We start from the raw sequence: 22,385 nt of genomic DNA on the forward strand, positions 1-22,385 counted from the left end.
GTCACACAGCGGGAAGAACGGCTGTACGAATCCACGGGGTCCGGGAAGCGGAATCGTGGATGCGGATCGTGGAAAGCGAGGGGGCGGCAGTGACCGAGCCGCACGAGGACGGGATGCCGGACGGCCTCACGGCTCCGGAGCGGGCGCTGTGGCGGGCGTTCCGGGTGGGCAGGACGTGCGATCTGACGGAGGGGGTCGCGGAGCGGGACGACCCGTTCGGGGCGCATGAGTGGGGGGAGGAGCGGAGCGTCCGCGCCGAGGTGGTGGCGCTGCTGCTGCTCTCCGGGCCGGAGGCCCGGTCCGGGCGGGTGGCCGCGCTGAAGCTGCGCGGGGCCAGGATCACCGGCGTCCTGGACCTGGCGGGCGGGACGATAGGGCCGTACGTGGAGCTGCAGGGGTGCCGGTTCGACGGCGAGGTGGCGGTGCCCGAGGCCCGGTTCGGCACCCTGCGGATGGTGGAGTGCGCGCTGCCGCGCCTGGAGGCGGCCCGGCTGCACACGGAGGGGGACCTGCACCTGCCGCGCTGCCGGGTGCGGTGGGGCATCCGGCTGACGGACGCCCAGATCGGCACGGACCTGCTGATCAACCAGATCCAGGTGTGGCCGGACCGGCGGGGGCGGGCGATCGCGGCGGACGGGATGGTGGTGGCGCAGGACCTCCAGGCCGAGCTGATCGAGACGTACGGCGAGCTGAGCCTGCGCGGGGCCCAGGTCGGGGTCTCGCTCAGCCTGCGGGGCAGCGTGCTGCGCGGCGCCCAGGGCCGCCGCGCGCTCAACGCTCCGCAGCTGACCGTGGAGCGCTCCCTCTATCTGAACGCGGCCTGGGTGTACGAGGGGACGGGGACCGCCGGGGCCGCGGGCGGCTCGACGGCCACCCCGCCGTACGGGCTGACGCCCGCCCGGGGCACGCGGCGCAAGCCGGTCGAGTTCCACGGCGGGGTGCGCCTGGACGACGGGCGGTTCGGGGACGCGGTGGACCTCAAGCACGCCCGGTTCCTGCTCGACGGGGCGCGCCGGGAGGAGGTGTCGCTGCGCCGGATCGTCACCCCGGAGCTGCGGTTCAACGGCGAGCGCCCGGAGGAGGGGCGGGTGGTGCTCAACGGCGCCAAGATCGTCACGCTCATCGACCTGTGGAGCAGCTGGCCGGGGCCCGGCGGCCTGGCGATGGGCGGCTTCGTCTACGAGAACCTCGTGCCGTACGAGCGGTTCCCGCTGTCCCTGCGCCTGGAGTGGGTGGCGGCGGCGACCCCTGAGTACGCCCCCGAGCCGTACGAGCGGCTCGCGACGGTGCTGCGCAACAGCGGGGAGGACGCGGACGCCCGCGAGGTGCTGCTCGCCAAGCAGCGGCGCCGGCGGGAGACGCTGCCGCTGGCCGGGAAGCTCTGGGGCTACCTCCAGGACTGGACGGTGGCGTACGGCTACCGGCCGGGCCGGGCGGCGCTCTGGATGGCGGTGCTGTGGGCGGCGGGCACGGTGGCCTTCTCCCACTACCGGCCGGTGCCGCTGAAGAAGGACGAGGCTCCCGAGTGGAACGGCACGCTGTACGCGCTGGACCTGCTGCTGCCGGTGATCAACCTCGGTCAGGACGGCTACTGGCGCCTCGAAGGCGTGTGGCAGTGGGTGGCGGCGGTGCTGATCCTGCTGGGCTGGATCCTCGCGACGACGGTGGCGGCGGGCGCGACCCGCCTGCTGAGCAGGGGGTGAGGAGGAGGCGGGAGGTTCGGGCGGAGAAAGCGGGGAGGTGTGCGCGGAGGAAGCGGGGAGGTTCGGGCGGAGGAACCGGGGGGCGGGTGCGGCAGGCGTGTGGAAGCTGTCAGGGCGCGGTGAGGGAGCTGTCACGACCGGCCGGGACGGCTGCGGCGGCGAGGGGGGCCGGGGGACAATACGTCACGCCATGTCCATGTTCCGCGCCCTTGTCGGCGCCGCCCGCTCGGCCCGGCACGCCCCCCGGCTCGCCGCCGGGCTCGTGCCGGACGACGACGTGCTGCTCGACGCCCCGGACGAGCGGCTCGCCCCCGCCCTGGTGGCCGCCGCCCTCGCCGACCCGGAGCCCGCGGCGAAGCTGCTCGCGACCGCCCGGGACGCGGCCGAGTGGGAGGACCGCGACCGGTACGTCACCCGGCTCGCCGTCTTCGCGCACCGCAGGGAGGACTGGCTGCTCCGGTGGCTCTCCGCCGCGCCCCGCGACCCGGACGCCCTGCTCGTCACGGCGCAGCTCGCCGTCCGCCGGGCGTGGGAGTCCCCGGCGCGGGCCGAGCGGCTGCGCGAGCTCGACCCGCTGGTCCGGAGGATCGCCGAGGAGGCGCCGCGCGACCCGGTGCCGTGGCGGCTCGCCCTGGACCACGCGCGCGGGGCGCAGGCCGGGCCCGACGTCTTCGAGACGCTGTGGGCGGAGGCCGTGCGCCGCTCCCCGCGCCACTACGGCTGTCACGTCGCGGCCCTGAAGTACCTGTCCGCCCAGGGGCACGGCTCGCGGCGCGCCGCCTTCGACTTCGCGGAACGGGCGGCCGACGACGCCGCCCCGGACTCGCTCGTGCGGGCGCTGCCGGTCCGCGCCGCCCACGAGGCGCTGCGGGTGGCGCCGGGGTGGGACGGGTCCGAGCCGGCGGCCGTCCTCGACCGGGCGGCGGACCGGGCGCTGGCCCTGTCGGCGGTCTTCCCCGCGGGCGACCCGTGGCCGGCCGGGGTCCGCAACGTACTCGCGCACCTGCTGATGGAGCGGGGGCGGTGGGTGGAGGCCCTCGAGGAGTTCGGCCGGATCGGCCCCCACGCGACCTCGTTCCCCTGGGGGCCGGCGCGGGACGCCGTACCGGAGTCCCCTCCCCCGGGCTCCCGGCTCCGCCCGGGCAGCGGGGATCCCCTCGTCCGTTTCCTGGCCGCGCGGGACCGGACGCGGCTCGAAGTGGCCCGCCGGACGCCCCTGTGGACGCCCGGTCGCGGACGGGCCGGACGGGGCGGGCCCGGCGGCCATTAGGCTTGGCGGCTGTGACCACCGCCCGTCTGCCCCTCTTCCCCCTCAACACGGTGCTGTTCCCGGGCCTCGTGCTGCCGCTGAACGTCTTCGAGGAGCGTTATCGCGCCATGATGCGCGAGCTGCTCACGATCGACGAGTCGCGGCCGCGCCGCTTCGCCGTCGTCGCGATCCGCGACGGCCGCGAGGTCGCGCCGACCGCGCCCGGCCTGCCGGACCCGACGGCGCTGCCGGAGAAGGGTCCGGCGGCGGGGTTCGGCCCCGACCCGATCCAGTCCTTCCACCGGGTGGGCTGCGTCGCCGACGCGGCGAGCATCCGGGAGCGCGCCGACGGCAGCTTCGAGGTGATGACCACCGGCACGACCCGGGTGAAGCTGCTCTCGGTCGACGCGGGCGGCCCGTTCCTGACGGCCGAGGTCGAGGAGATCCCGGAGGAGCCGGGCGAGGACGCGGGCACGCTCGCCGAGGGGGTGCTGCGGGCCTTCCGGAACTACCAGAAGCGGCTGGCGGGGGCCAAGGAGCGCTCGCTGACCACGAGCGAGCTGCCGGACGACCCGTCGGTGGTGTCGTACCTGGTCGCGGCGGCGGCGGTGCTCGACACGCCGTCGAAGCAGCGGCTGCTCCAGGCCCCGGACACGGCGACGCGGCTGCGCGAGGAGCTGGCCCTGCTGCGTACGGAGACGGCGGTCCTGCGGCACCTGCCGTCGCTGCCGGCGGTGGACCTGACGCAGGGCCCGACGTACCCGAACTGAGCCGGCCCGGCCCCGGCCGGCTTCCGGGTCGGGGAGAGAAACGAGGAGGAGCGCGTGGCGAAGAAGCAGAAGAAGAACGGCGGGAGCGGGGGCACTCCGGCGACGGTGGCCCTGGCGGCGGCCGGCACCCCGTTCACCGTGCACGCGTACGAGCACGACCCGGCCTCCGCCTCGTACGGCGAGGAGGCGGCGGAGGCCCTGGGCGTCTCCCCCGGCCGGGTGTTCAAGACGCTGGTGGCGGACGTCGACGGCGAGCTGACGGTCGCGGTGGTCCCGGTGGCCGGCCAGCTGGATCTGAAGGCGCTGGCCTCGGCGGTCGGCGGCAAGCGCGCGGTGATGGCCGACCCGGCGGCGGCGGAGCGCACCACGGGCTACGTGCGGGGCGGCATCTCCCCGCTGGGGCAGCGCAAGCGGCTCCGTACGGTCCTCGACGCCTCGGCCTCGGAGCACGCGACGATCTGCGTGTCGGCGGGGCGGCGCGGCCTGGAGGTGGAGCTCTCCCCCGGTGACCTCGCCGCCCTCACCTCGGCGGTGGTGGCCCCGATCGGCCGCGGCTGACCGGGCCGGGCCGGGCGCGTCAGAGCGCCTTCGGCTGCTCCCAGGGGTCGGGGTCGCGCGGTCCGAAGGCGGCCGTCAGGGCCAGGTGCACGATCATCGCCGCGAGCGGCCAGGCGAGGAGCGCGGCGGCCCCCAGGTGCAGTTCCAGCGGGGCCTCGAAGGGCACGTCGGGCCCCACCTGCTTGGCGTGGGCGACCACGTCCGAGGTCGGGCCGAAGTGCGTGCCGAGGCCCCAGGCGAGCAGGGAGCCCAGGACGCCGCCGGCGGCCAGGCCGAGCACCAGCGGGACCCCGCCCCGGCGGCGCAGCAGGAAGACGGCGAGTCCGGCGACCGCGCCGAAGGCCAGGGCGAGCAGGACGAACGTGCCGTCCGAGCCGATCGCGGTCTCCGCCTCGGAGTTCCGCAGGTAGACCCCCTTGCCGTCCGAGACGAGCAGGACGCGGGGGGCGAGGTTCAGCCACAGGACTCCGAGCAGCGCTCCCGCGACCGCCGAGACGACGGTCACCAGGACGCCCTGGATGACCTCGGCCGCCGTGATCGGGTCCCCTTCCGGGCCGGACGGCGGGGGCGGCGGGGGCCAGGCGGGGTCGTGCGGCTGCGGCTGGTGAGGCGGAGTCAGAGGTGCGGTCACCCCGCCATCGTGCCAGGTGTGCCGGTGGCCCGCCTCAGCGGACGGCGGCCCTGCGGTACGCCCAGGTGGCGACCGCGAGCGAGACCGCGCCGACCGCGCCGCAGACGGCGAGGTCGAGGGCGACGGCCGCCCAGTCGGGGTGCGGGTCGAAGGTGTGGGCCAGTGCCTCCACGCCGTACGTGGACGGCAGCAGGTCCCGCGCCCAGCCGATGGGCGCGGGCAGCCGCTCCGCCGGGAGCACGCCGAGGAGCAGCGCCGCCGACATGCCGAGCTGGCCCAGGAGGGTGGCCAGTTCCTGGCGGGGCGCGAGGAGGCCGAGGGCCGCGCCGAGGCCGGCGAGGGCGGCGCCGGAGAGCGGGACGACGGCGACCAGGATCCACAGGTGGGTCAGCGGGAGGCCGAAGAGCACGGAGCCCGCGACGGCGGTGAAGGCGGTCCCGGGGACGGTGAAGGAGGCGTACGCCCCGGCCGCGCCGAGCACGACGGCGGCGGGCGGCACCGGCAGGGTGGCGTAGTGGTCGAGGCCGCCGGTGGCCCGCAGCTGCCCGAAGTACTGGGCGAGCAGGTTGAGCGCGACGAAGGCGACGACGAGGACGGTGGAGCCGGCCACGACGGCGCGCGCCTCGGAGCCGCCGTCGACGACCCCGCGCATCAGGACCATGATCCCGATGGACTGGAAGGTGGCGACGAAGAGCAGCGGGATGCGGGCGACGCGGGCCCGGGAGAGCTGGGCGCGGTAGACGGCGGCCAGGGACGGCAGCAGCCGGGCGCTCGGGGCGAGGGGCGCGGCGGCGGCCTCGTCGTCGCGCGGCCGGACGCCCGGCGCACTGGTCGGCAGGGCCTCGGCGGGCACGGTGCTCACTGCGGACAGCTCCTGACGGTCACGTGCGGGTACGGAACGCGGGGCCCTCCGGGGGTGGGGAGGGGCGCGTACGGGAGGCGGGGGGCGCGGCTGCCGCCACGGGCGCGGCGGGTCATCCCTTCACCAGCCCCTCCGCGCCCTCCGTCGCACCGCCGAGGGCGAGGTAGACGTCCTCCAGGCTGGGGGTGGCCAGGGTGAAGTCGTCGAGGGCGGCGAAGGCGGCGCCGCCGGTGACGGTGGCGACGGCCGCGCGGGCCGCGTCGGGGGCGAGCCGCAGGATCCAGCGCCGGCCGGTCTCCTGGGCGAGGCCGCGCAGGGCGGCGACCTCGGGCAGGTGGAGGGGGGCGGTCTCGCGCCACACCAGCTCGACGCGGACCTCGCCCGCGACGCGCTCCTTGAGTCCGGCCGGGGTGTCGCAGGCGATGACCCGGCCGTGTTCGAGGACGGCGACCCGGTCGAGGACGGTCTCGGCCTCGATGACGTTGTGGGTGACGAGGAGGACGGTGGTGCCGTGTTCGGCGCGGCGCCGGTCGACGGCGGACCAGACGGCGCGGCGGGCGACCGGGTCCATGCCGGTGGTGGGCTCGTCGAGGACGAGGACGGGCCGCCGGCCGACGAGGGCGGCGGCGACGCAGGCGAGGCGGCGCTGTCCGCCGGAGAGCTTCTTGAGGGGCCGGGAGGCGAGCGCGGTGAGGCCCAGCTCCTCCAGGACGGCGCCGCTCTCGGCGCGCGCGTCGCGGGCGGTGAGGCCGCGCAGCCGGCCGGTGGTCTCGGCGGCGAGGGCGACGGTCAGCTCGTCGAGGGCGGTGGACTCCTGGCCGAGGTGGGCGAGGAGCCGGGAGGCCCGCTCGGGGTGGCGCACCAGGTCGTGGCCGAGGAGTTCGACGGAGCCGGAGTCGGGCCGCATGAGCCCGGTGACCTGGCGGACGAGGGTGGACTTGCCCGCCCCGTTGGGGCCGAGCAGCCCGAAGATCTCCCCGCCGCGCACGTCGAGGCTGATCCCGTCGGTGGCCCGCACCTCGGGGGTCCCCGGCGCACCGCGCCTGCCGCGCGTGGCGGGGTACGTCTTGACCAGATCCCGCACCGCGCACACCGTACTCACGGAGGGAGAGCCTACGGGGTCGCCGGGCCGGCTCCGGGCGCGGGGGCGTGTTCGGCGGCGGCGCGGACGTCGATCTCGCGCCAGAAACCGGCCCGGATCGCGTACCGGTCGTGCTCGTCGATCTGGTCGTCCTTGTGGGCGAGGAGTCCGAAGCGGGCGGCGTAGCGGAGGAGTTCGCCGTCGATGCGGTGCGGGATGCGGGGGTAGAGGGCGGAGAGCCTCTGGACGTGGCTCTGCTCCGGGAGGCGTTCCATCCAGCGGCGGGCGAACACCTGCCCGACCTCGAAGGGGTCGCCGCCGACGGTGGTGATGTCCTCCTCGCGGTCGGCCCAGCGCTGCTCGGCGCTGGTGAGGGTGGCGAGGGTGGGCAGGGAGGCGGTCTCGGCCGGTTCGCCGAGGGGGGCGGGGCGCTCGACCCAGCCCCGGTCGGAGGACCAGCGCAGCGCGCTCGCGCTCTGTACGGCGGAGGGGCCGTGGGTGCCGTTGGCGGCGGGGGCGCGCAGTCCCGCGAGGTCCTTGGGGGTGGGGACGCCCCTGCCCGGGGCCGGGGCGCGTCCGTTCTCTCCGGCCCGGTCGTGGCCGTGATCGTGATCGTGGCCGTCGGGGGCGCCGGAGGAGGCCGGGGAGCCGTTCACCTCGGCCGGGGCCGTGCTCCCGTTCCGTACGGTCGCCCGCGCGGCGGCCTCCGCCGCCCGTTCGGCGGAGGCGGCGAGGGCGGCCTCGGGCAGCGGCGCGGAGAGGATGGCGGCGATCTCGGGGCGCGGGGCGGGCGGGGGCGCGCAGAGTCCGGTGAGGTCCTTGGCGCGGACGGCGCGGGTGATCCAGGCCCGGTCGAGGACCCGGCGCTCGTCGGCCTCGGCGACGAGGTCCTCGGACTGGTTGTAGTCGCCGTCGGCGGCCTGGACGGCCCAGAGGTGGACGGCGACGCCGTGCTCCTTGGCGGACATGAGGCCGGGCAGCAGGTCGCCGTCGCCGGTGACGAGCACGATGTCGGAGCAGGCCCTGTTCCGGGCGAGCTCGGTCAGCTCGGTGTGCATGGCCGCGTCGACGCCCTTCTGCGCCCAGCGTCCGTCGCTCCTGGTCAGGGCGCCGAGCCGGACGGTGACCCGGGGCATCACGCGCAGTCTGCGGTGCTCGGGCTGGGGCACCCGGTCGGGCGCGCCGTCGAACCAGTAGATGCGCAGGAGGGGCAGCGCGGTCTCGGCCTCGGCCCGCTGGCGGAGCTGCTGGATCAGCGCGGCGTGGTCGACCGTGATCCGGGAACGGGCCGGTTCCCCGGCGAGGAGGCTGGCAGCGGCGCCCAGCAGGTAGCCGGCGTCCACCAGGACGACGCAGCGGTCCACGTGTTCCACCCTCTTTCGGCCCTGGGGTCGGACTCGGGATCGGAAGTTCTCCGGGTTCCCTTCGAGTCTGCCCGACCGCCGGTGGCTTGACGGTGGGAACTGGATCATCGGCGTGGCGGATGTCCTGCTCGGAGGGGTACTGACCCTCCGTAATGATCCAAAATGCGGCGTTTCACACCGTATGTGAGTCTGACAGCGGCCCTGGCCCCTAATTCCCTTGAGGAGGCATCACCATGGCCAAGAACCGGAACCAGAACCGTGCTCAGAAGCAGCAGTCCCCGGCCGAGCGCGGCGCCCAGCAGGCGCAGCAGTCGGCGATGGAGTCCGAGGCCGCGCAGCGCGCGTCCCAGGTCCTCCCGAGCGACGTCGCCCGCAAGGGCCGCCAGAAGCGCTTCGGCCACAACTGACGGCTTTCGCGTACGGCAAAGGGGCGCGCCCGTGACGACGGGCGCGCCCCTTGCGCGTGTACGGGGGTGGGGTCAGCCGGCCAGGCAGGACGGGCCGAGCAGCACCTTCAGGTCGCCGAAGAGCGCCGGGTCGGCCGTCACCCGGTGCCGGTCGAGCCGCAGCACGGTGGTCTTGCGCGGGCCCTGGAGCCTGATCCGCACCTCGGTGTTGCCCTTGTGGTGCTTGAGGATCTCGCCGAGCCTGCTGACCATCGGCGGGGTGACCTTGACCGTGGGGATGGTGAGGATCACCGGCGCGTTGGTCCCGGCGTTGGACAGGTCGGGGACCTGGAGCTCCATGGCGACGAGGCGGGGCACGTCCTCCCGCTTGTCGAGCCGGCCCTTGACGAAGACGACCGTGTCCTCGACGAGCTGGGTGGAGACCAGCTGGTAGGTGGCCGGGAAGAACATGCACTCGATGGAGCCGGCGAGGTCCTCGACGGTGGCGATGGCCCAGGCGTTGCCCTGCTTGGTCATCTTGCGCTGGAGGCCGGAGATGATGCCGCCGATGGTGACGACCGCGCCGTCGCTGTGCTCGCCGCCGGTGAGCTGGGAGATCGCCGCGTCCGTCTTGTCGGAGAGGACGTGCTCGATGCCGAAGAGCGGGTGGTCGGAGACGTAGAGGCCGAGCATCTCGCGCTCCTGGGCGAGCAGGTAGGACTTCTCCCACTCGACGTCGGAGAACTCGACGTCCAGGCCGAAGCCGGGCTCGTCGCTGGTCTCCTCGCCCATGCCGCCGAAGAGGTCGAACTGCCCCTCGGCCTCCTTGCGCTTGACCGCCACCACGTTGTCGATCATGGGCTCGTGGTGGGCGACCAGGCCCTTGCGGGTGTGGCCCATCTCGTCGAAGGCGCCGGCCTTGATCAGCGACTCGACGGTCCGCTTGTTGCAGACGACGGCCTCGACCTTGTCGAGGAAGTCGGGGAAGGAGGAGTACTTCCCCTTGGACTTGCGGGTCTTGATGATCGACTCGACGACGTTGGTGCCGACGTTCCGGACGGCGGTGAGGCCGAAGAGGATCACGTCGTCGCCCTGGGCGGCGAAGTTCGACTGGGACTCGTTGACGTTGGGCGGCAGGACCTTGATGCCCATGCGCCGGCACTCGTTCAGATAGACGGCGGACTTGTCCTTGTCGTCCTTGACCGAGGTGAGGAGTCCCGCCATGTACTCGGCCGGGTGGTTGGCCTTGAGGTAGGCGGTCCAGTAGGAGACCAGGCCGTACGCGGCGGAGTGCGCCTTGTTGAAGGCGTAGCCGGCGAAGGGGACCAGGACGTCCCAGAGGGCCTGGATGGCCTCGTCGCTGTAGCCGTTCTTCCGGGCGCCGGCCTGGAAGATGGTGAAGTTCTTGGCCAGCTCCTCGGGCTTCTTCTTGCCCATCACGCGGCGGAGGATGTCGGCCTCGCCGAGCGAGTACCCGGCGATGATCTGGGCGGCCTTCTGGACCTGCTCCTGGTACACGATGAGGCCGTAGGTGACCGCGAGCACCTCTTCGAGCGGCTTCTCCAGCTCGGGGTGGATCGGGGTGATCTCCTGCTGCTTGTTCTTGCGCAGGGCGTAGTTCGTGTGCGAGTTCATGCCCATCGGGCCCGGCCGGTACAGGGCGGACACGGCGGAGATGTCTTCGAAGTTGTCGGGCTTCATCAGCCGGAGCAGCGAGCGCATGGGGCCGCCGTCGAACTGGAAGACGCCGAGGGTGTCGCCGCGCTGGAGCAGTTCGAAGGTCTTCGGGTCGTCGAGCGGCAGGGCGAGCAGGTCGAGGTCGATGCCCTTGTTCGCCTTCACCATCTTGACGGCGTCATCCATGATGGTGAGGTTGCGCAGGCCCAGGAAGTCCATCTTCAGGAGGCCGAGCGACTCGCACTGCGGGTAGTCCCACTGCGTGATGGTGACGCCGTCGGTGTGCCGCACCCAGATCGGGGCGTGGTCGACGATCGGCTCGCTGGACATGATCACGCCGGCGGCGTGCACGCCCATCTGCCGGACCAGGCCCTCGACGCCCTTGGCGGTGTCGATGACCTTCTTCACGTCGGGCTCGTTCTCGTACATCGCCCGGATCTCGCCCGCCTCGCTGTAGCGCGGGTGGGAGGGGTTGGTGATGCCGTCGAGGTCGATGCCCTTGCCGAGGACGTCGGCGGGCATGGCCTTGGTGAGCCGGTCGCCCATGGCGTACGGGTAGCCGAGGACGCGCGCGGAGTCCTTGATGGCGTTCTTGGCCTTGATCTTGCCGTAGGTGCCGATCATGGCGACCTTGTCGGAGCCGTACTTCTCCGTGACGTACCGGATGACCTCGACGCGCCGGCGCTCGTCGAAGTCGATGTCGACGTCGGGCATGGAGATGCGCTCGGGGTTGAGGAAGCGCTCGAAGATCAGTCCGTGCGGGATGGGGTCGAGGTCGGTGATGCCCATGGCGTACGCGACGATCGAGCCGGCCGCGGAGCCCCGGCCGGGGCCCACGGCGATGCCCTGCTTCTTCGCCCACATGATGAAGTCGGCGACGACGAGGAAGTAGCCGGGGAAGCCCATCGAGATGATCGTGTCCATCTCGTACTCGACCTGCTTCATGCGGTCCTCGGGGATGCCCCCGGGGAAGCGGCGGTGCATGCCGCGCATGGTCTCCTCGCGGAACCAGGTGACCTCGGTGTAGCCCTCGGGGATGTCGAACTTCGGCATGAGGTTCTTGGCCTCGAACATGCCGGTGGTGTCGACCTGCTCGGCGACCAGGAGGGTGTTGCGGCAGCCCTCCTGCCAGGCGTCCGAGGAGTCGACGGCGTACATCTCGTCCGTGGACTTCAGGTAGTAGCCGGTGCCGTCGAACTTGAAGCGGTCCGGGTCGGAGAGGTTCTTGCCGGTCTGGATGCAGAGCAGGGCGTCGTGGGCGGTCGCCTCGTGCGCGTAGGTGTAGTGGGAGTCGTTGGTGACGAGCGGCGGGATGCCGAGCTTCTTGCCGATCTCCAGGAGCCCGTCGCGGACCCGGTGCTCGATCTCGATGCCGTGGTCCATCAGCTCCAGGAAGTACCGGTCCTTGCCGAAGATGTCCTGGTACTCGGAGGCGGACTTCAGGGCCTCGTCGAACTGGCCGAGGCGCAGCCGGGTCTGGAGCTCGCCGGAGGGGCATCCGGTGGAGGCGATCAGGCCCTCGGACCACTGGGAGATGGTCTCCTTGTCCATCCGGGGCCACTTCTGGAGCCAGCCCTCGGCGTAGGCGTCGGAGGAGAGCCGGAAGAGGTTGTGGAGTCCGGTGGCGTTCGCCGCCCAGATCGTCTTGTGGGTGTAGCCGCCGGAGCCGGAGACGTCGTCCCGCTTCTGGTGCGGCTGGCCCCACTGGATCTTCCGCTTGTTCCGCCGGGACTCGGGGGCGACGTACGCCTCGATGCCGATGATCGGCGTGACCCCGGCCTTCTTGGCCGTGTGGAAGAAGTCGTACGCCCCGTGCAGGTTGCCGTGGTCGGACATGGCGATGTGCGTCATGCCCATCTCGTTGCACGCGTCGAACATGTCCTTCAGCCGCGCGGCACCGTCCAGCAGCGAGTACTGGGTGTGGACGTGGAGGTGCGTGAAGGGCGGCTTGGTCACGGCGGAAGGCCTCCGGGAACGACGACGGGCAGGCTGCGGGCAGTCTGAGGGGGACGGTGTCGGAGTCTAGTCGGGCGGGAGGGTCCGGCGGGGCACTCGGGGGCTAGGGTCGCGCGTTGTGAGGCGGGGAACACCTGTCCCATTTGTCGTGAACATTCTTCCCTTGCCAGGAGGCGCCCGATGCCGGTCCCCCAGCCCGCCGCCGCCGAGCGCGGCGAGCACATCCTCGCCGTCTTCGACACCGCCTTCGGCGAGCTGCTCGCCGCCGACCCGGCGGCCTTCCGCGTCAAGTTCCGGAAGATGGCCGGCTCCGCCTTCGCCTTCTACCGGGGCACCGCGTGCCTGTTCTACGCCGACCTGGAGGGGGAGGCGCGGGGCGGACCGTACCTGGACGGGCGCACCGGCCGGGTCTGGATCCACGGCGACCTGCACGCCGAGAACTTCGGCACGTACATGGACGCCAACGGGCGCCTGATCTTCAACGTCAACGACTTCGACGAGGCGTACGTGGGCCCCTTCACCTGGGACCTGAAGCGGCTCGCGGCCTCGCTCGCCCTGATCGGGTACGCCAAGGCGCTCAGCGACGGGCAGATCACCGAGCTGGTGCGGATCTGCGCCGCCGCCTACCGGGAGCGGATCGGCGTCCTGGCGGCCGGCGCCGAGGCGGACGAGGTGCCCGGCTTCACCCTGGAGACCGCCGACGGGCCGCTGCTCGACGCCCTGCGCACGGCCCGGTCTCTGACCCGCTTCGGGCTGCTCGACTCGATGACCGAGATCCGGGACTTCGAGCGCCGCTTCTCGGCGGGCGGCGGCGCGATCGCGCTGGACGCGGCCACCCGCCGCGAGGTCCTCACGGCCTTCGACGCCTATCTGGGGACCCTGCCGGAGTCCAGCCTGGCCCGCCCCGACTCGTACCGGGTGAAGGACGTGGTCGGGCGGCGCGGGATCGGCATCGGCTCGGCCGGCCTCCCCTCGTACAACATCCTCCTGGAGGGGAACAGCGACGCCCTGGAGAACGACGTCGTGATCTACCTCAAGCAGGCGCAGACCCCGGCGGTCTCCCGGCACGTGACGGACGCGGCGGTACGGGACTACTTCCGGCACGAGGGGCACCGGACCGTGATCTCGCAGCGGGCGCTCCAGGCGCACGCGGACCCCTGGCTGGGGTGGACGGAGCTGGGCGGCGCGGGGCAGCTGGTGGCGGAGGTCTCGCCGTACGCGGTGGACCTGGACTGGTCGGACATCGACGACCCGGCCGAGATCGCGGCGACCGTGGCGGACCTGGGGCGGGCGACGGCGACCATGCACGCGGCGGCGGACGACTCCAGCGGGCACTCGCTCGTGCCGTTCTCGACGGAGCGGGCCATCGACGCGGCGATCGGCGCCGACGGGGAGGGCTTCGCGGAGCTGCTCGTGGACTTCGCGCACGCCTACGGGGCCCGCGCCCGGGCGGACCACCAGATCTTCGTGGACCTCTTCCGCAACGGCCGGATCCCGGGGCTCCGGGGCCCCGGGGAGACGTCCACAGCTTCCCTTTAGGGACCCCTTACGCGCCCGCGTGGGACACTCCTGGGCGATGGACACGGCAGGGACGCAGCTGAGGGCGCTGCGGGCGGCGTTCTTCACGGCACTGGTCGTGACGCTGTCCGTGGCGTCCCACGTGCTGCTCTCGGGCGTGCCGCTGCCGGTGGGGACGGTCGTCCCGGTCGCCGCCGGCGTCTTCGCCGTGGCGTACGCGCTGGCCGGCCGCGAGCGCGGCCTCGGTCCGATCGCCGGGCTCCTCGTCCCGCTGGAGCTGGCGGCCGACACCCTCTTCACCAGCGGTCAGGCGGTCTGTTACGGCCCCGCCGGCGGGCCGGTCTCCGGGTCGCTGCGCGCGGTGGGCGTGGAGGTCTTCTGCGGCGGCGCCGTGGGGGTCCCGCTGCCCGGCGTCGCGGCCCCGGAGAGCGGGCACGCGGCCGCGCTCCTCTCCTCCCCCGATCCGGCGCTGCCGTGGCTGCTGCTCCTGGCCCACGTGGGCGTCGGGTTCTCGGCGGCGTGCTGGCTGCGCGGCGGGGAGCGGGCGCTCGCCCGGCTGGTCGGCGCGGTGGAGGCCTTCGCGTTCCGGCCGCTGCTGCTCGTGGCGGCCTTCTTCCGTACGGGTGGTCCGGCGCCCCGGCGCACCGGGCGCCCCGGGGGCCGGCCCCGGTCCTCGCGCACCCGGCTCCTCGTGCACTCCGTGGGGCGGCGGGGGCCGCCGCGTCCGGGTCTCGCTCTCGTCTGAGCGAGCCCCGCGGCATCCCCTTTCCCCCTTTTTCACGGTTCCCCACGGAGAAGACGATCATGAGTGCACGCAACAGCAAGGCCAACAAGGCGGCGGCCCGCGAGCGGCTGCGCGAGGAGCGCGAGCGGCAGGCGAAGAAGGACCGGGCGCGCCGGCAGCTCGTCGTGGCCGGCTCGGCGGTGGCCGTCCTGGCCGTCGCCGGCGGCATCGGCTACGCGGTGGTGCAGGCCAACAAGCCCTCCCAGTGGGAGACGGCGGCCGAGGCGACGACCGTCACGGCCCCGAAGAACACCTCGGGCGCGAACGGCACGACGGTCGTCGTCGGCGAGGCGTCGGCGAAGAAGACCCTGGAGCTGTACGAGGACTCGCGCTGTCCGGTCTGCGCGACCTTCGAGCAGTCCGTGGGCTCCACGATCGAGAAGGACGTCGAGGCCGGCAAGTACAAGATCCGGTACGTCGGCGCCACCTTCATCGACGACGCCGTCCCTGGCGAGGGCTCGAAGAACGCCCTGTCGGCGCTCGGCGCGGCCCTGGACGTGAGCCCGGAGGCCTTCCTGAAGTACAAGGCCGCGCTCTACTCCACGGAGTTCCACCCGGAGGAGAACGACGACAAGTTCGGCGAGGACTCCTACCTCCTGGAGGTCGCGGAGTCGGTCCCGGCGCTCAAGGGCAACGCCGCGTTCAAGAAGAACGTCGAGGAGGGCACCTTCGACGCCTGGGCGATGAAGATGTCCAAGGCCTTCGACGACAGCGGGGTGAAGGGCACGCCGACGCTGAAGATGGACGGCAAGCCGGTGACGGTCGAGGGCACCGACAATCCGCCGATGACCCCGGAGCAGTTCACGACGGCGATCACGGCGGCCCTCAAGGGCTGACGCCCGCCGCCCGCTCCACCGGCTCCTTCCCGGCCCCGGACCCACCGGTCCGGGGCCGAGGCGCGTCCGGGGCGGCGGGGCTCCGGGGACGGCGGAAGGATCCGGGCGTCCGGGGCGGCGTCCGGGTCACCGGGCGGCGTCCAGCCGGCGAACTTCCGGATTTCGCCTCCCTCCCGGCCATACCCGTCAGTAATCTGACTGCCCGTGACCAGTCGTTTCATATCCTCGTCTTCGCCTTCCGCCCCCACCCGCCGCACGGTCGTGAAGGCCGCCGCCACCGCCGCCGTCGCCGTGCCCGCGCTCCTGGGCGCCGCCTCCCCGGCCCTCGCGGAGGCCACGGCCCCCGCCTTCCTCCACGGCGTCGCCTCCGGCGACCCGCTGCCCGACGGCGTCCTGCTCTGGACGCGCGTCACCCCCGTCCCCGAGGCCGTGCCCGGCTCCGGCCTCGGCCCGGACGTCCGGGTCGGCTGGGAGGTCGCGGAGGACCGCGCCTTCGCCCGGGTCGTCGCCTCCGGCGCGACCACGGCGGGCGCCGCCACCGACCACACCGTGAAGGCGGACGTCCGGGGCCTGCGCCCGGCCACCGCCTACTGGTTCCGCTTCACCGTGGACGGTGTCGTCTCGCCGGCCGCCCGGACCCGTACCGCTCCGGCCGCCGACGAGGCCGCGCCCGGCGTCCGCTTCGGCGTGGTCTCCTGCGCGAACTGGGAGGCGGGGCACTTCTCCGCGTACCGCCACCTCGCCGCCCGCGCCGACCTGGACGCGGTGCTCCACCTCGGCGACTACCTCTACGAGTACGCCAGCGGGGTCTACCCCGACGCGAAGTACACCGTCCGGGCCCACGAGCCGCGCCACGAGACCGTCTCGCTCGCCGACTACCGCGCCCGGCACGGGACGTACAAGACGGACCCCGACCTGCGGGCGCTGCACGCGGCGCACCCGGTGATCGCCATCTGGGACGACCACGAGTTCGCCAACGACGCCTGGACGGGCGGGGCCGAGAACCACACGCCCGGCGCCGAGGGCGCGTGGGCGGCCCGGGTCGCGGCCGCCAAGCAGGCGTACTTCGAGTGGATGCCGGTCCGGGCCTCCACGGAGGGCACGGTCTTCCGGCGCCTGCGCTTCGGCAGGCTGGCCGATCTGCACCTGCTCGACCTGCGGTCGTTCCGCTCGGCGCAGGCGAGGACGGGCAGCGGCGCGGTGGACGACCCGGAGCGGAGCATCACCGGCCGCGCCCAGCTGGACTGGCTCAAGGCGGGCCTGGCCGGTTCGGACGCGACCTGGCAGCTGGTCGGGACCTCGGTGATGATCTCGCCGGTCGCCTTCGGCGCCCTGCCCGCCCACCTCCTGGCGCCGCTCGCGGAGCTGATGGGCCTGCCGAAGGAGGGCCTCGCGGTCAACGCGGACCAGTGGGACGGGTACACGGACGACCGGAAGGAGCTGCTCGCGCACCTGACGGCGCGGGGTGTCCGGAACACGGTCTTCCTGACCGGCGACATCCACATGGCCTGGGCCAACGACGTGCCGGTGAAGGCCGCGACGTATCCGCTCTCGGCCTCGGCGGCGACCGAGTTCGTGGTCACCTCGGTGACCTCGGACAACCTGGACGACCTGCTGCACGTGGCGCCGGGGACGCTCTCGGCGGTGGCGGCGACCGCCGTGAAGGCGGCCAACCGGCATGTGAAGTGGGTGGACATGGACCACCACGGCTACGGCGTGCTCGACGTGACCGCCGCCCGCTCGCAGATGGACTACTACACGGTCTCCGACAAGGCGGACCCGGACGCGACGACGGCCTGGGCGCGCTCGTACCGGACGGCGAGCGGAACGCAGCGTGTCGAGCGGGTGTACCAGCCGGTCCTCTGACCCCTCCGAGAGGGACTGTTTTCAGCCAAGATCCCTTCTGTTAACGGGAGATCACACGACTACGGCGGGTGGCGAGTTTCGGCGATCGAATCCGGACACACCACCCGCCTCCGTCCTCCGATCCATTACGTCGGCGTCTCAAACTCCGGAAGGCGCAGAAGATTTTCTTCCCGTTGCGCCGAATTGCCCCACGGATGATTGGGCCTGATCACTCCTCAACGACCCCTGACATGGACGCGTAATCTCCCCGGCGTGGCGGAGGAAGTTCCTCCGCACACCCCCCACGAGGAGTCACCGTGCGTGCTCTTGCCCGTATATCCCCGCGTATGTCACGTCGTGTCATCGGTACCGCCGTCATGGCCGGAACGCTGGCCCTGGCGCCGCTCTCCGCCCCCGTCGCCACCGGCGCCTCCACCGCCGACCGCGGCTCCGCGTCCCTCTCCGCCGAGGAGTGCGAGGACGGCGTCCACTCCGACTCCCACTCCGACGCCTTCTCCGGCGCCCGCAAGGCGCGCGGCGCCGACCAGCACGCCGCCGAGCCCAACGAGGTCTCGGCCGCCCAGGCCAAGGCCATGGACGCGGACCTCCGGAAGAGACTGTCGTCGCTCTCCCCGGCCGCGACCGCCAGTGCCGCCCGGGCCGCCGCCTCGGGCCGGGCCGCCGCCGTGGTCAACGTTCCCGTCTACTTCCACGTCATCCACTCCGGGACGACGGGCAAGCTCTCCGCCTCCGCCATCAACAGCCAGATCGCGGTCCTCAACGCGGCCTACGGCGGCCAGGGCACCGGCAACGCGAACACCAACTTCCAGTTCACGCTGGCCGGCACCGACTACACGAACAACTCGACCTGGTACAACCTGGCCTCCGGCTCCACCGCCGAGAAGCAGATGAAGCAGACCCTGCGCAAGGGCGGTGCGGGCGCGCTGAACTTCTACACCGCCAAGCTGAGCGGCGGCCTCCTCGGCTGGGCGACCTTCCCGTCCTCGTACAAGTCCCAGCCGAAGATGGACGGCGTCGTCGTCCTAGACGCCTCGCTCCCGGGCGGCTCGGCGGCCAACTACAACCAGGGCGACACCGGTACGCACGAGGTCGGCCACTGGATGGGGCTGTACCACACCTTCCAGGGCGGCTGCGGCGGCAGCGGCGACTCCGTCGCCGACACCCCGGCCGAGTCGAGCCCCGCGTACGAGTGCCCGACGGGCCGCGACACCTGCACCACGGCGGGCGCGGACCCGATCCACAACTTCATGGACTACACGTACGACTCCTGCATGTACCAGTTCACCGCGGGCCAGGTGTCCCGGATGAACCAGCACTGGACCGCGTACCGCGCGGGCTGACCGGCTCGGTACACACACCGGGGGCGCGACGGGAAGAGCCTCCCGCCGCGCCCCCGGCGCACGTCCGTACAAAGTTACGGAGTCACTCCGCGTCCGCCAGCTCCTCCAGGAACGCGAGCGCCACCGCCCAGGTCCGCTCGGCCGCCTCCGCGTCCCAGTCCGGCAGCTCCGGGTCCGTGTAGAGGTGCCCGGCGCCCCGGTAACGGTGGATCTCCACGTCCGCCCCGGCCCGGCCCATCCGGAGGTACCAGGCGGACAACCAGTCGTCCGTCTCGAAGGGGTCGGGCTCGGCCACGTGCAGCTGTACGGGCAGCTCGTCCACCGACGCGTTCGGCGCGAGGTCCGAGGTGCCGTGCAGGAGCAGCAGGCCGCGCGCCTTCTCGTCGCCGAGGGCCAGGGTCTGCGCGACCGACGCGCCCAGCGAGAGGCCGGCGTAGACGAGGCCGCGCTCCGAGTACGGGGCGGCGGCCAGGATCGCGCGCTTCAGGAGCTCGTCCTTGCCGATCTCGTCCCGCTTCGCCATGCCCTCCTCGACCGAATCGGTGGTCCAGCCGTCGAAGAGGTCCGGCGTCCACACCCGGTGCCCGGCCTCCCGCAGCCGGTCGGCCGCGGCCTCCACGGCCGGGCGCGGTCCGTACACCGAGTGGAAAAGCATGATGTCCATGGACGCCATCCTGCCACCCGCGGCGGACCGGCCCCGAAAGCCGGGCCCACCGCCGGCCGCCCCGCTCACCGCATGCTGCGCACGTCCAGCTGGCGCAGGACCCGGTCCACCACCTCGGGGTCGGCGCCCGGTTCGCTGCGCGCCGCCAGGACCTCGTGCCGGGCGGCCGACATCAGCTCCTTCTGGATGCGCTGCACCGCCTTGAAGCGGTCCACCCGCTCCGTGAAGGCGGCCCGCCGTTCGTCGTCCACCATGTCGGGGCTGATCCGCGCCCCGATGTCGAAGGCGCCGCGGTGGAGCCGCTCCTGCACCTCCTCCGGCAGGTCCTCGACCTCCTCGATCTCCTTGAGCCGCCGCTTGGCCGCCTTCGCGGCCCGGATCGCCAGCTCCCGCTCCAGGGCCCGCTCGGTCTCCGTGTCGGCCTTCACGCCGAGCCGCCGGACCAGGGCGGGCAGGGTGAGCCCCTGGAGGACGAGGGTGGTGAGGATCACGCAGAAGGCGATGAAGACGATCTCCGCGCGTCCGGGGAAGGGTTCGCCGTCGTCGGTGGTGAGCGGAACGGCGAGCGCGAGGGCCACCGAGGCCACGCCGCGCATCCCCGCCCACCACATGACGACGGTCTCCCGCCAGCTCACCGGGATCTCCTCGTCCACGTCCCGGAGCGTGTGCATCCGCTGCGCCAGCCAGGTGGCGGGCAGCAGCCACAGGAGCCGGACGACGACGACCGTCCCGGCCACGGCCGCGCCCCAGCCGAGCATCTCCAGGACGTGCCCGTCGGCGTACCCGAAGACGTGGACGACCTCCAGGCCGATGAGGCCGAAGGCGATGCCGGTCACGAGGGTGTCGACGATCTCCCAGAAGGTCTGCCCGGCGAGCCGGCCCATGACGTCGTCGGCGTCGGCCGCGTGCTCGGCCAGGAAGAGCGCGGTGACCAGGACGGAGAGGACGCCGGAGCCGTGCAGCTCCTCGGCGAGCACGTAGCTCACGAAGGGGACGAGGAGGGTGAGGCCGGTCTGGAGGGTGGCGTCGCCCAGGTATCCGATGAGCTTGTTGGAGAGCCAGCCGAGCCCCAGGCCGACGGCCACGGCGACGACGGCGGAGAGCACGAGCGCGCCGGCCGCCGCGGGCAGGGAGAAGGAGCCGCTGACGGCGGCGGCGATCGCCACGTGGTAGAGCACGATCGCGGTGACGTCGTTGAAGAGCCCCTCGCCCTCCAGGATCGACACGAGCCGGCGGGGCAGGCCGAGCGAGCCCGCGACGGCGGTCGCGGCGACCGGGTCCGGCGGGGCGACGAGGGCGCCGAGCGCGATGGCGGCGGCCAGCGGGATGCCGGGCACGAGCGCGTTGGCGACGGCGCCGACGGCGGCCGTGGTGACGAAGACCAGGGCCACCGCGAGCAGGAAGATGGGCCGCTTGTTGGCCGCGAACTGGCGCCAGGAGGTCCGCTGCACCGCCGCGTAGAGGAGGGGCGGCAGCACCAGCGGAAGGATGTACTCCGGCGGGATCTCGACGTTCGGTACGAAGGGCAGGAAGGCCAGCACGATCCCGACGAGGGTCATCAGGACGGGCGCGGGCAGCCCGAGCCGCTCACCGAGGGGGACGGTGAGCAGGGCGCCGAGGAGCAGCAGGAACAGCAGGGCCAATTGATCCACGGGCTCAGCCTGCCACGAACGCCCGTTTTCACACGTGTTGCCCCCGGCGGGCGCCGGGGGCGGCCGGAGAGCGGTGCGGCTACAGCGCCTTGCGCATGGCCCGGTGCGGAATGCCCGCGTCCGGGAACTCGGGGCCGTACGCCTCGTACCCCAGCCGCTCGTAGAAGCCGAGGGCGTGGGTCTGCGCGTGCAGGTCGACGGCGGTCAGACCCCGCTCGCGCGCCACGTCCTCGATGCCCCGGACCAGGGCCGCGCCGACCCCGAGGCCGCGCGCCGCCTTGGCGACGGCGAGCCGGCCGAGCGAGCCCACGGAGGCGTCGGCGCCGGTCTTGCCCAGCGCGTCGGCGCCGTGCAGCAGGCGCCCGGTGCCGAGCGGCAGGCCGTCGGCGCGGACCGCGAGGACGTGCACGGCGGTCGCGTCGTACGTGTCGTACTCCAGCTCCCGGGGCACGCCCTGCTCCTCGACGAAGACCTCGCGGCGGACCGCGAAGCAGGCCTCCCGGTCCTCGTCGCCCAGGGCCTCGCGGACGTCGTACGCGGTGGTCACCGGCTCTCCGCCTCGATCCGGTCCAGGGCCTTGCGCAGGTCCTCGGGGTAGGTGCTGGCGAACTCGACCCACGAGCCGTCGCCGGGGTGCTCGAAGCCGAGGCGGACGGCGTGCAGCCACTGCCGGGTCAGGCCGAGGCGCTTGGCGAGGGTCGGGTCGGCGCCGTAGGTGAGGTCGCCGACGCAGGGGTGGCGGTGGGCGGACATGTGCACCCGGATCTGGTGGGTGCGGCCCGTCTCCAGCTTGATGTCGAGCAGCGAGGCCGAGCGGTACGCCTCGACGAGGTCGTAGTGCGTGACGGAGGGCTTGCCGTCGGCGGTGACCGCCCACTTGTAGTCGTGCTGGGGGTGCCGGCCGATGGGGGCGTCGATGGTGCCGCTCATCGGGTCGGGGTGCCCCTGGACCAGCGCGTGGTAGCGCTTGTCGACCGTGCGCTCCTTGAACTGGCGCTTGAGCGAGGTGTACGCGTACTCGGACTTGGCGACCACCATCAGGCCGGAGGTGCCGACGTCGAGGCGGTGCACGATGCCCTGGCGCTCGGCGGCGCCGGAGGTGGAGATGCGGTAGCCGGCGGCGGCGAGGCCGCCGATGACGGTGGTGCCGGTCCAGCCGGGGCTGGGGTGGGCGGCGACGCCGATCGGCTTCATGATCACGACGATGTCGTCGTCGTCGTGGACGATCTCCATGCCCTCGACGGGCTCCGCGACGATCTGCACGGGCGCGGCCGCGCCCGGCATCTCGACCTCCAGCCACGCGCCGCCGCTGACCCGTTCGGACTTGCCGACGACGGAGCCGTCGACCTGGACCTTCCCTGCGGCGGCCAGCTCGGCCGCCTTCGTACGGGAGAACCCGAACATACGGGCGATGGCGGCGTCGACGCGCTCGCCCTCCAGGCCATCGGGAACGGGCAGCGTGCGGATCTCGGGACTCGTACTCACCCG

The 22,385-nt window shown here is 73.1% G+C and carries 19 protein-coding genes; 10 read left to right on the forward strand and 9 right to left on the reverse strand.

Translation table 11 applies throughout. The features are described 5' to 3' along the window. Positions 1-89 precede the first annotated feature (89 nt). From CP977_RS09215 to ybaK, 4 genes are all read left to right on the forward strand, one after another. Positions 90-1,703: an oxidoreductase gene (locus CP977_RS09215; RefSeq protein WP_109186100.1), complete on the forward strand. Its 1,614-nt coding sequence runs from the start codon at positions 90-92 to the stop codon at positions 1,701-1,703. 190 nt (positions 1,704-1,893) lie between these two features. Beyond that, a complete protein-coding gene (locus CP977_RS09220) occupies positions 1,894-2,973 on the forward strand; it encodes a hypothetical protein (RefSeq protein ID WP_152369896.1) in 1,080 nt (359 codons plus the stop codon). An 11-nt stretch (positions 2,974-2,984) separates the two neighbouring features. Then, positions 2,985-3,722 carry an LON peptidase substrate-binding domain-containing protein gene (locus CP977_RS09225; protein ID WP_062756533.1) on the forward strand — a complete coding sequence of 246 codons (738 nt, stop codon included), beginning with the start codon at positions 2,985-2,987 and terminating at the stop codon, positions 3,720-3,722. Positions 3,723-3,776: 54 nt separating this feature from the next. After that, positions 3,777-4,280 (forward strand): Cys-tRNA(Pro) deacylase, encoded by a 504-nt coding sequence (gene ybaK, locus CP977_RS09230; RefSeq protein WP_109185740.1) that lies wholly within the window; start codon positions 3,777-3,779, stop codon positions 4,278-4,280. A 19-nt stretch (positions 4,281-4,299) separates the two neighbouring features. Here ybaK and CP977_RS09235 read toward each other — a convergent pair whose 3' ends face one another. From CP977_RS09235 to CP977_RS09250, 4 genes are all read right to left on the reverse strand, one after another. Then, on the reverse strand, positions 4,300-4,911 hold the full coding sequence (locus CP977_RS09235) for a DUF2567 domain-containing protein (protein ID WP_152369897.1): 612 nt from the start codon (positions 4,909-4,911) through the stop codon (positions 4,300-4,302). A gap of 34 nt (positions 4,912-4,945) precedes the next feature. Next, entirely contained in the window at positions 4,946-5,773 is an 828-nt protein-coding gene (locus CP977_RS09240) for an ABC transporter permease (RefSeq protein ID WP_062756530.1), read from the reverse strand. Between the two features lie 112 nt (positions 5,774-5,885). Beyond that, positions 5,886-6,866, reverse strand: a complete 981-nt coding sequence (locus tag CP977_RS09245; protein WP_079131243.1) for an ABC transporter ATP-binding protein — start codon at positions 6,864-6,866, stop codon at positions 5,886-5,888. 20 nt (positions 6,867-6,886) lie between these two features. Next, a complete protein-coding gene (locus CP977_RS09250) occupies positions 6,887-8,227 on the reverse strand; it encodes an NYN domain-containing protein (RefSeq protein ID WP_152369898.1) in 1,341 nt (446 codons plus the stop codon). Between the two features lie 224 nt (positions 8,228-8,451). Between CP977_RS09250 and CP977_RS34005 the strand changes: the two genes are divergently transcribed. Continuing rightward, positions 8,452-8,625 (forward strand): hypothetical protein, encoded by a 174-nt coding sequence (locus CP977_RS34005; RefSeq protein ID WP_167309042.1) that lies wholly within the window; start codon positions 8,452-8,454, stop codon positions 8,623-8,625. 72 nt (positions 8,626-8,697) lie between these two features. Here the strand turns inward: CP977_RS34005 and dnaE are convergent, their stop codons facing one another. Continuing rightward, on the reverse strand, positions 8,698-12,237 hold the full coding sequence (gene dnaE, locus CP977_RS09255) for a DNA polymerase III subunit alpha (protein ID WP_062756527.1): 3,540 nt from the start codon (positions 12,235-12,237) through the stop codon (positions 8,698-8,700). A 180-nt stretch (positions 12,238-12,417) separates the two neighbouring features. Here dnaE and CP977_RS09260 point away from each other — a divergent pair, with 180 nt between their 5' ends. The 5 genes from CP977_RS09260 to CP977_RS09280 all read left to right on the forward strand — a co-directional run bounded on the left by CP977_RS09260 (position 12,418) and on the right by CP977_RS09280 (position 18,581). Further along, positions 12,418-13,776, forward strand: coding sequence for a DUF2252 domain-containing protein (locus tag CP977_RS09260; protein WP_109185743.1), 1,359 nt, complete (start codon positions 12,418-12,420; stop codon positions 13,774-13,776). A gap of 37 nt (positions 13,777-13,813) precedes the next feature. Next, positions 13,814-14,500: a hypothetical protein gene (locus tag CP977_RS09265; protein ID WP_062756525.1), complete on the forward strand. Its 687-nt coding sequence runs from the start codon at positions 13,814-13,816 to the stop codon at positions 14,498-14,500. Positions 14,501-14,559: 59 nt separating this feature from the next. Further along, positions 14,560-15,375, forward strand: a complete 816-nt coding sequence (locus tag CP977_RS09270) for a DsbA family protein (RefSeq protein ID WP_062756524.1) — start codon at positions 14,560-14,562, stop codon at positions 15,373-15,375. Positions 15,376-15,579: 204 nt separating this feature from the next. After that, complete coding sequence (locus CP977_RS09275; protein WP_183953171.1) at positions 15,580-17,241, forward strand: alkaline phosphatase D family protein; 1,662 nt, start codon at positions 15,580-15,582, stop codon at positions 17,239-17,241. A 326-nt stretch (positions 17,242-17,567) separates the two neighbouring features. After that, positions 17,568-18,581 carry a zinc metalloprotease gene (locus CP977_RS09280; RefSeq protein WP_229991573.1) on the forward strand — a complete coding sequence of 338 codons (1,014 nt, stop codon included), beginning with the start codon at positions 17,568-17,570 and terminating at the stop codon, positions 18,579-18,581. A gap of 82 nt (positions 18,582-18,663) precedes the next feature. Here CP977_RS09280 and CP977_RS09285 read toward each other — a convergent pair whose 3' ends face one another. From CP977_RS09285 to CP977_RS09300, 4 genes are all read right to left on the reverse strand, one after another. Next, complete coding sequence (locus CP977_RS09285) at positions 18,664-19,245, reverse strand: dienelactone hydrolase family protein (protein WP_062756522.1); 582 nt, start codon at positions 19,243-19,245, stop codon at positions 18,664-18,666. 65 nt (positions 19,246-19,310) lie between these two features. Then, a complete protein-coding gene (locus CP977_RS09290; RefSeq protein ID WP_062756520.1) occupies positions 19,311-20,897 on the reverse strand; it encodes a Na+/H+ antiporter in 1,587 nt (528 codons plus the stop codon). A 79-nt stretch (positions 20,898-20,976) separates the two neighbouring features. Then, positions 20,977-21,444, reverse strand: coding sequence for a GNAT family N-acetyltransferase (locus tag CP977_RS09295; RefSeq protein WP_062756517.1), 468 nt, complete (start codon positions 21,442-21,444; stop codon positions 20,977-20,979). Next, positions 21,441-22,382 carry an RluA family pseudouridine synthase gene (locus CP977_RS09300; RefSeq protein ID WP_062756515.1) on the reverse strand — a complete coding sequence of 314 codons (942 nt, stop codon included), beginning with the start codon at positions 22,380-22,382 and terminating at the stop codon, positions 21,441-21,443. The genes CP977_RS09295 and CP977_RS09300 overlap by 4 nt, the downstream gene beginning before the upstream one ends. Between the last annotated feature and the right edge of the window lie 3 nt (positions 22,383-22,385).

Source organism: Streptomyces cinereoruber, assembly GCF_009299385.1.
Lineage (GTDB): Bacteria > Actinomycetota > Actinomycetes > Streptomycetales > Streptomycetaceae > Streptomyces > Streptomyces bikiniensis.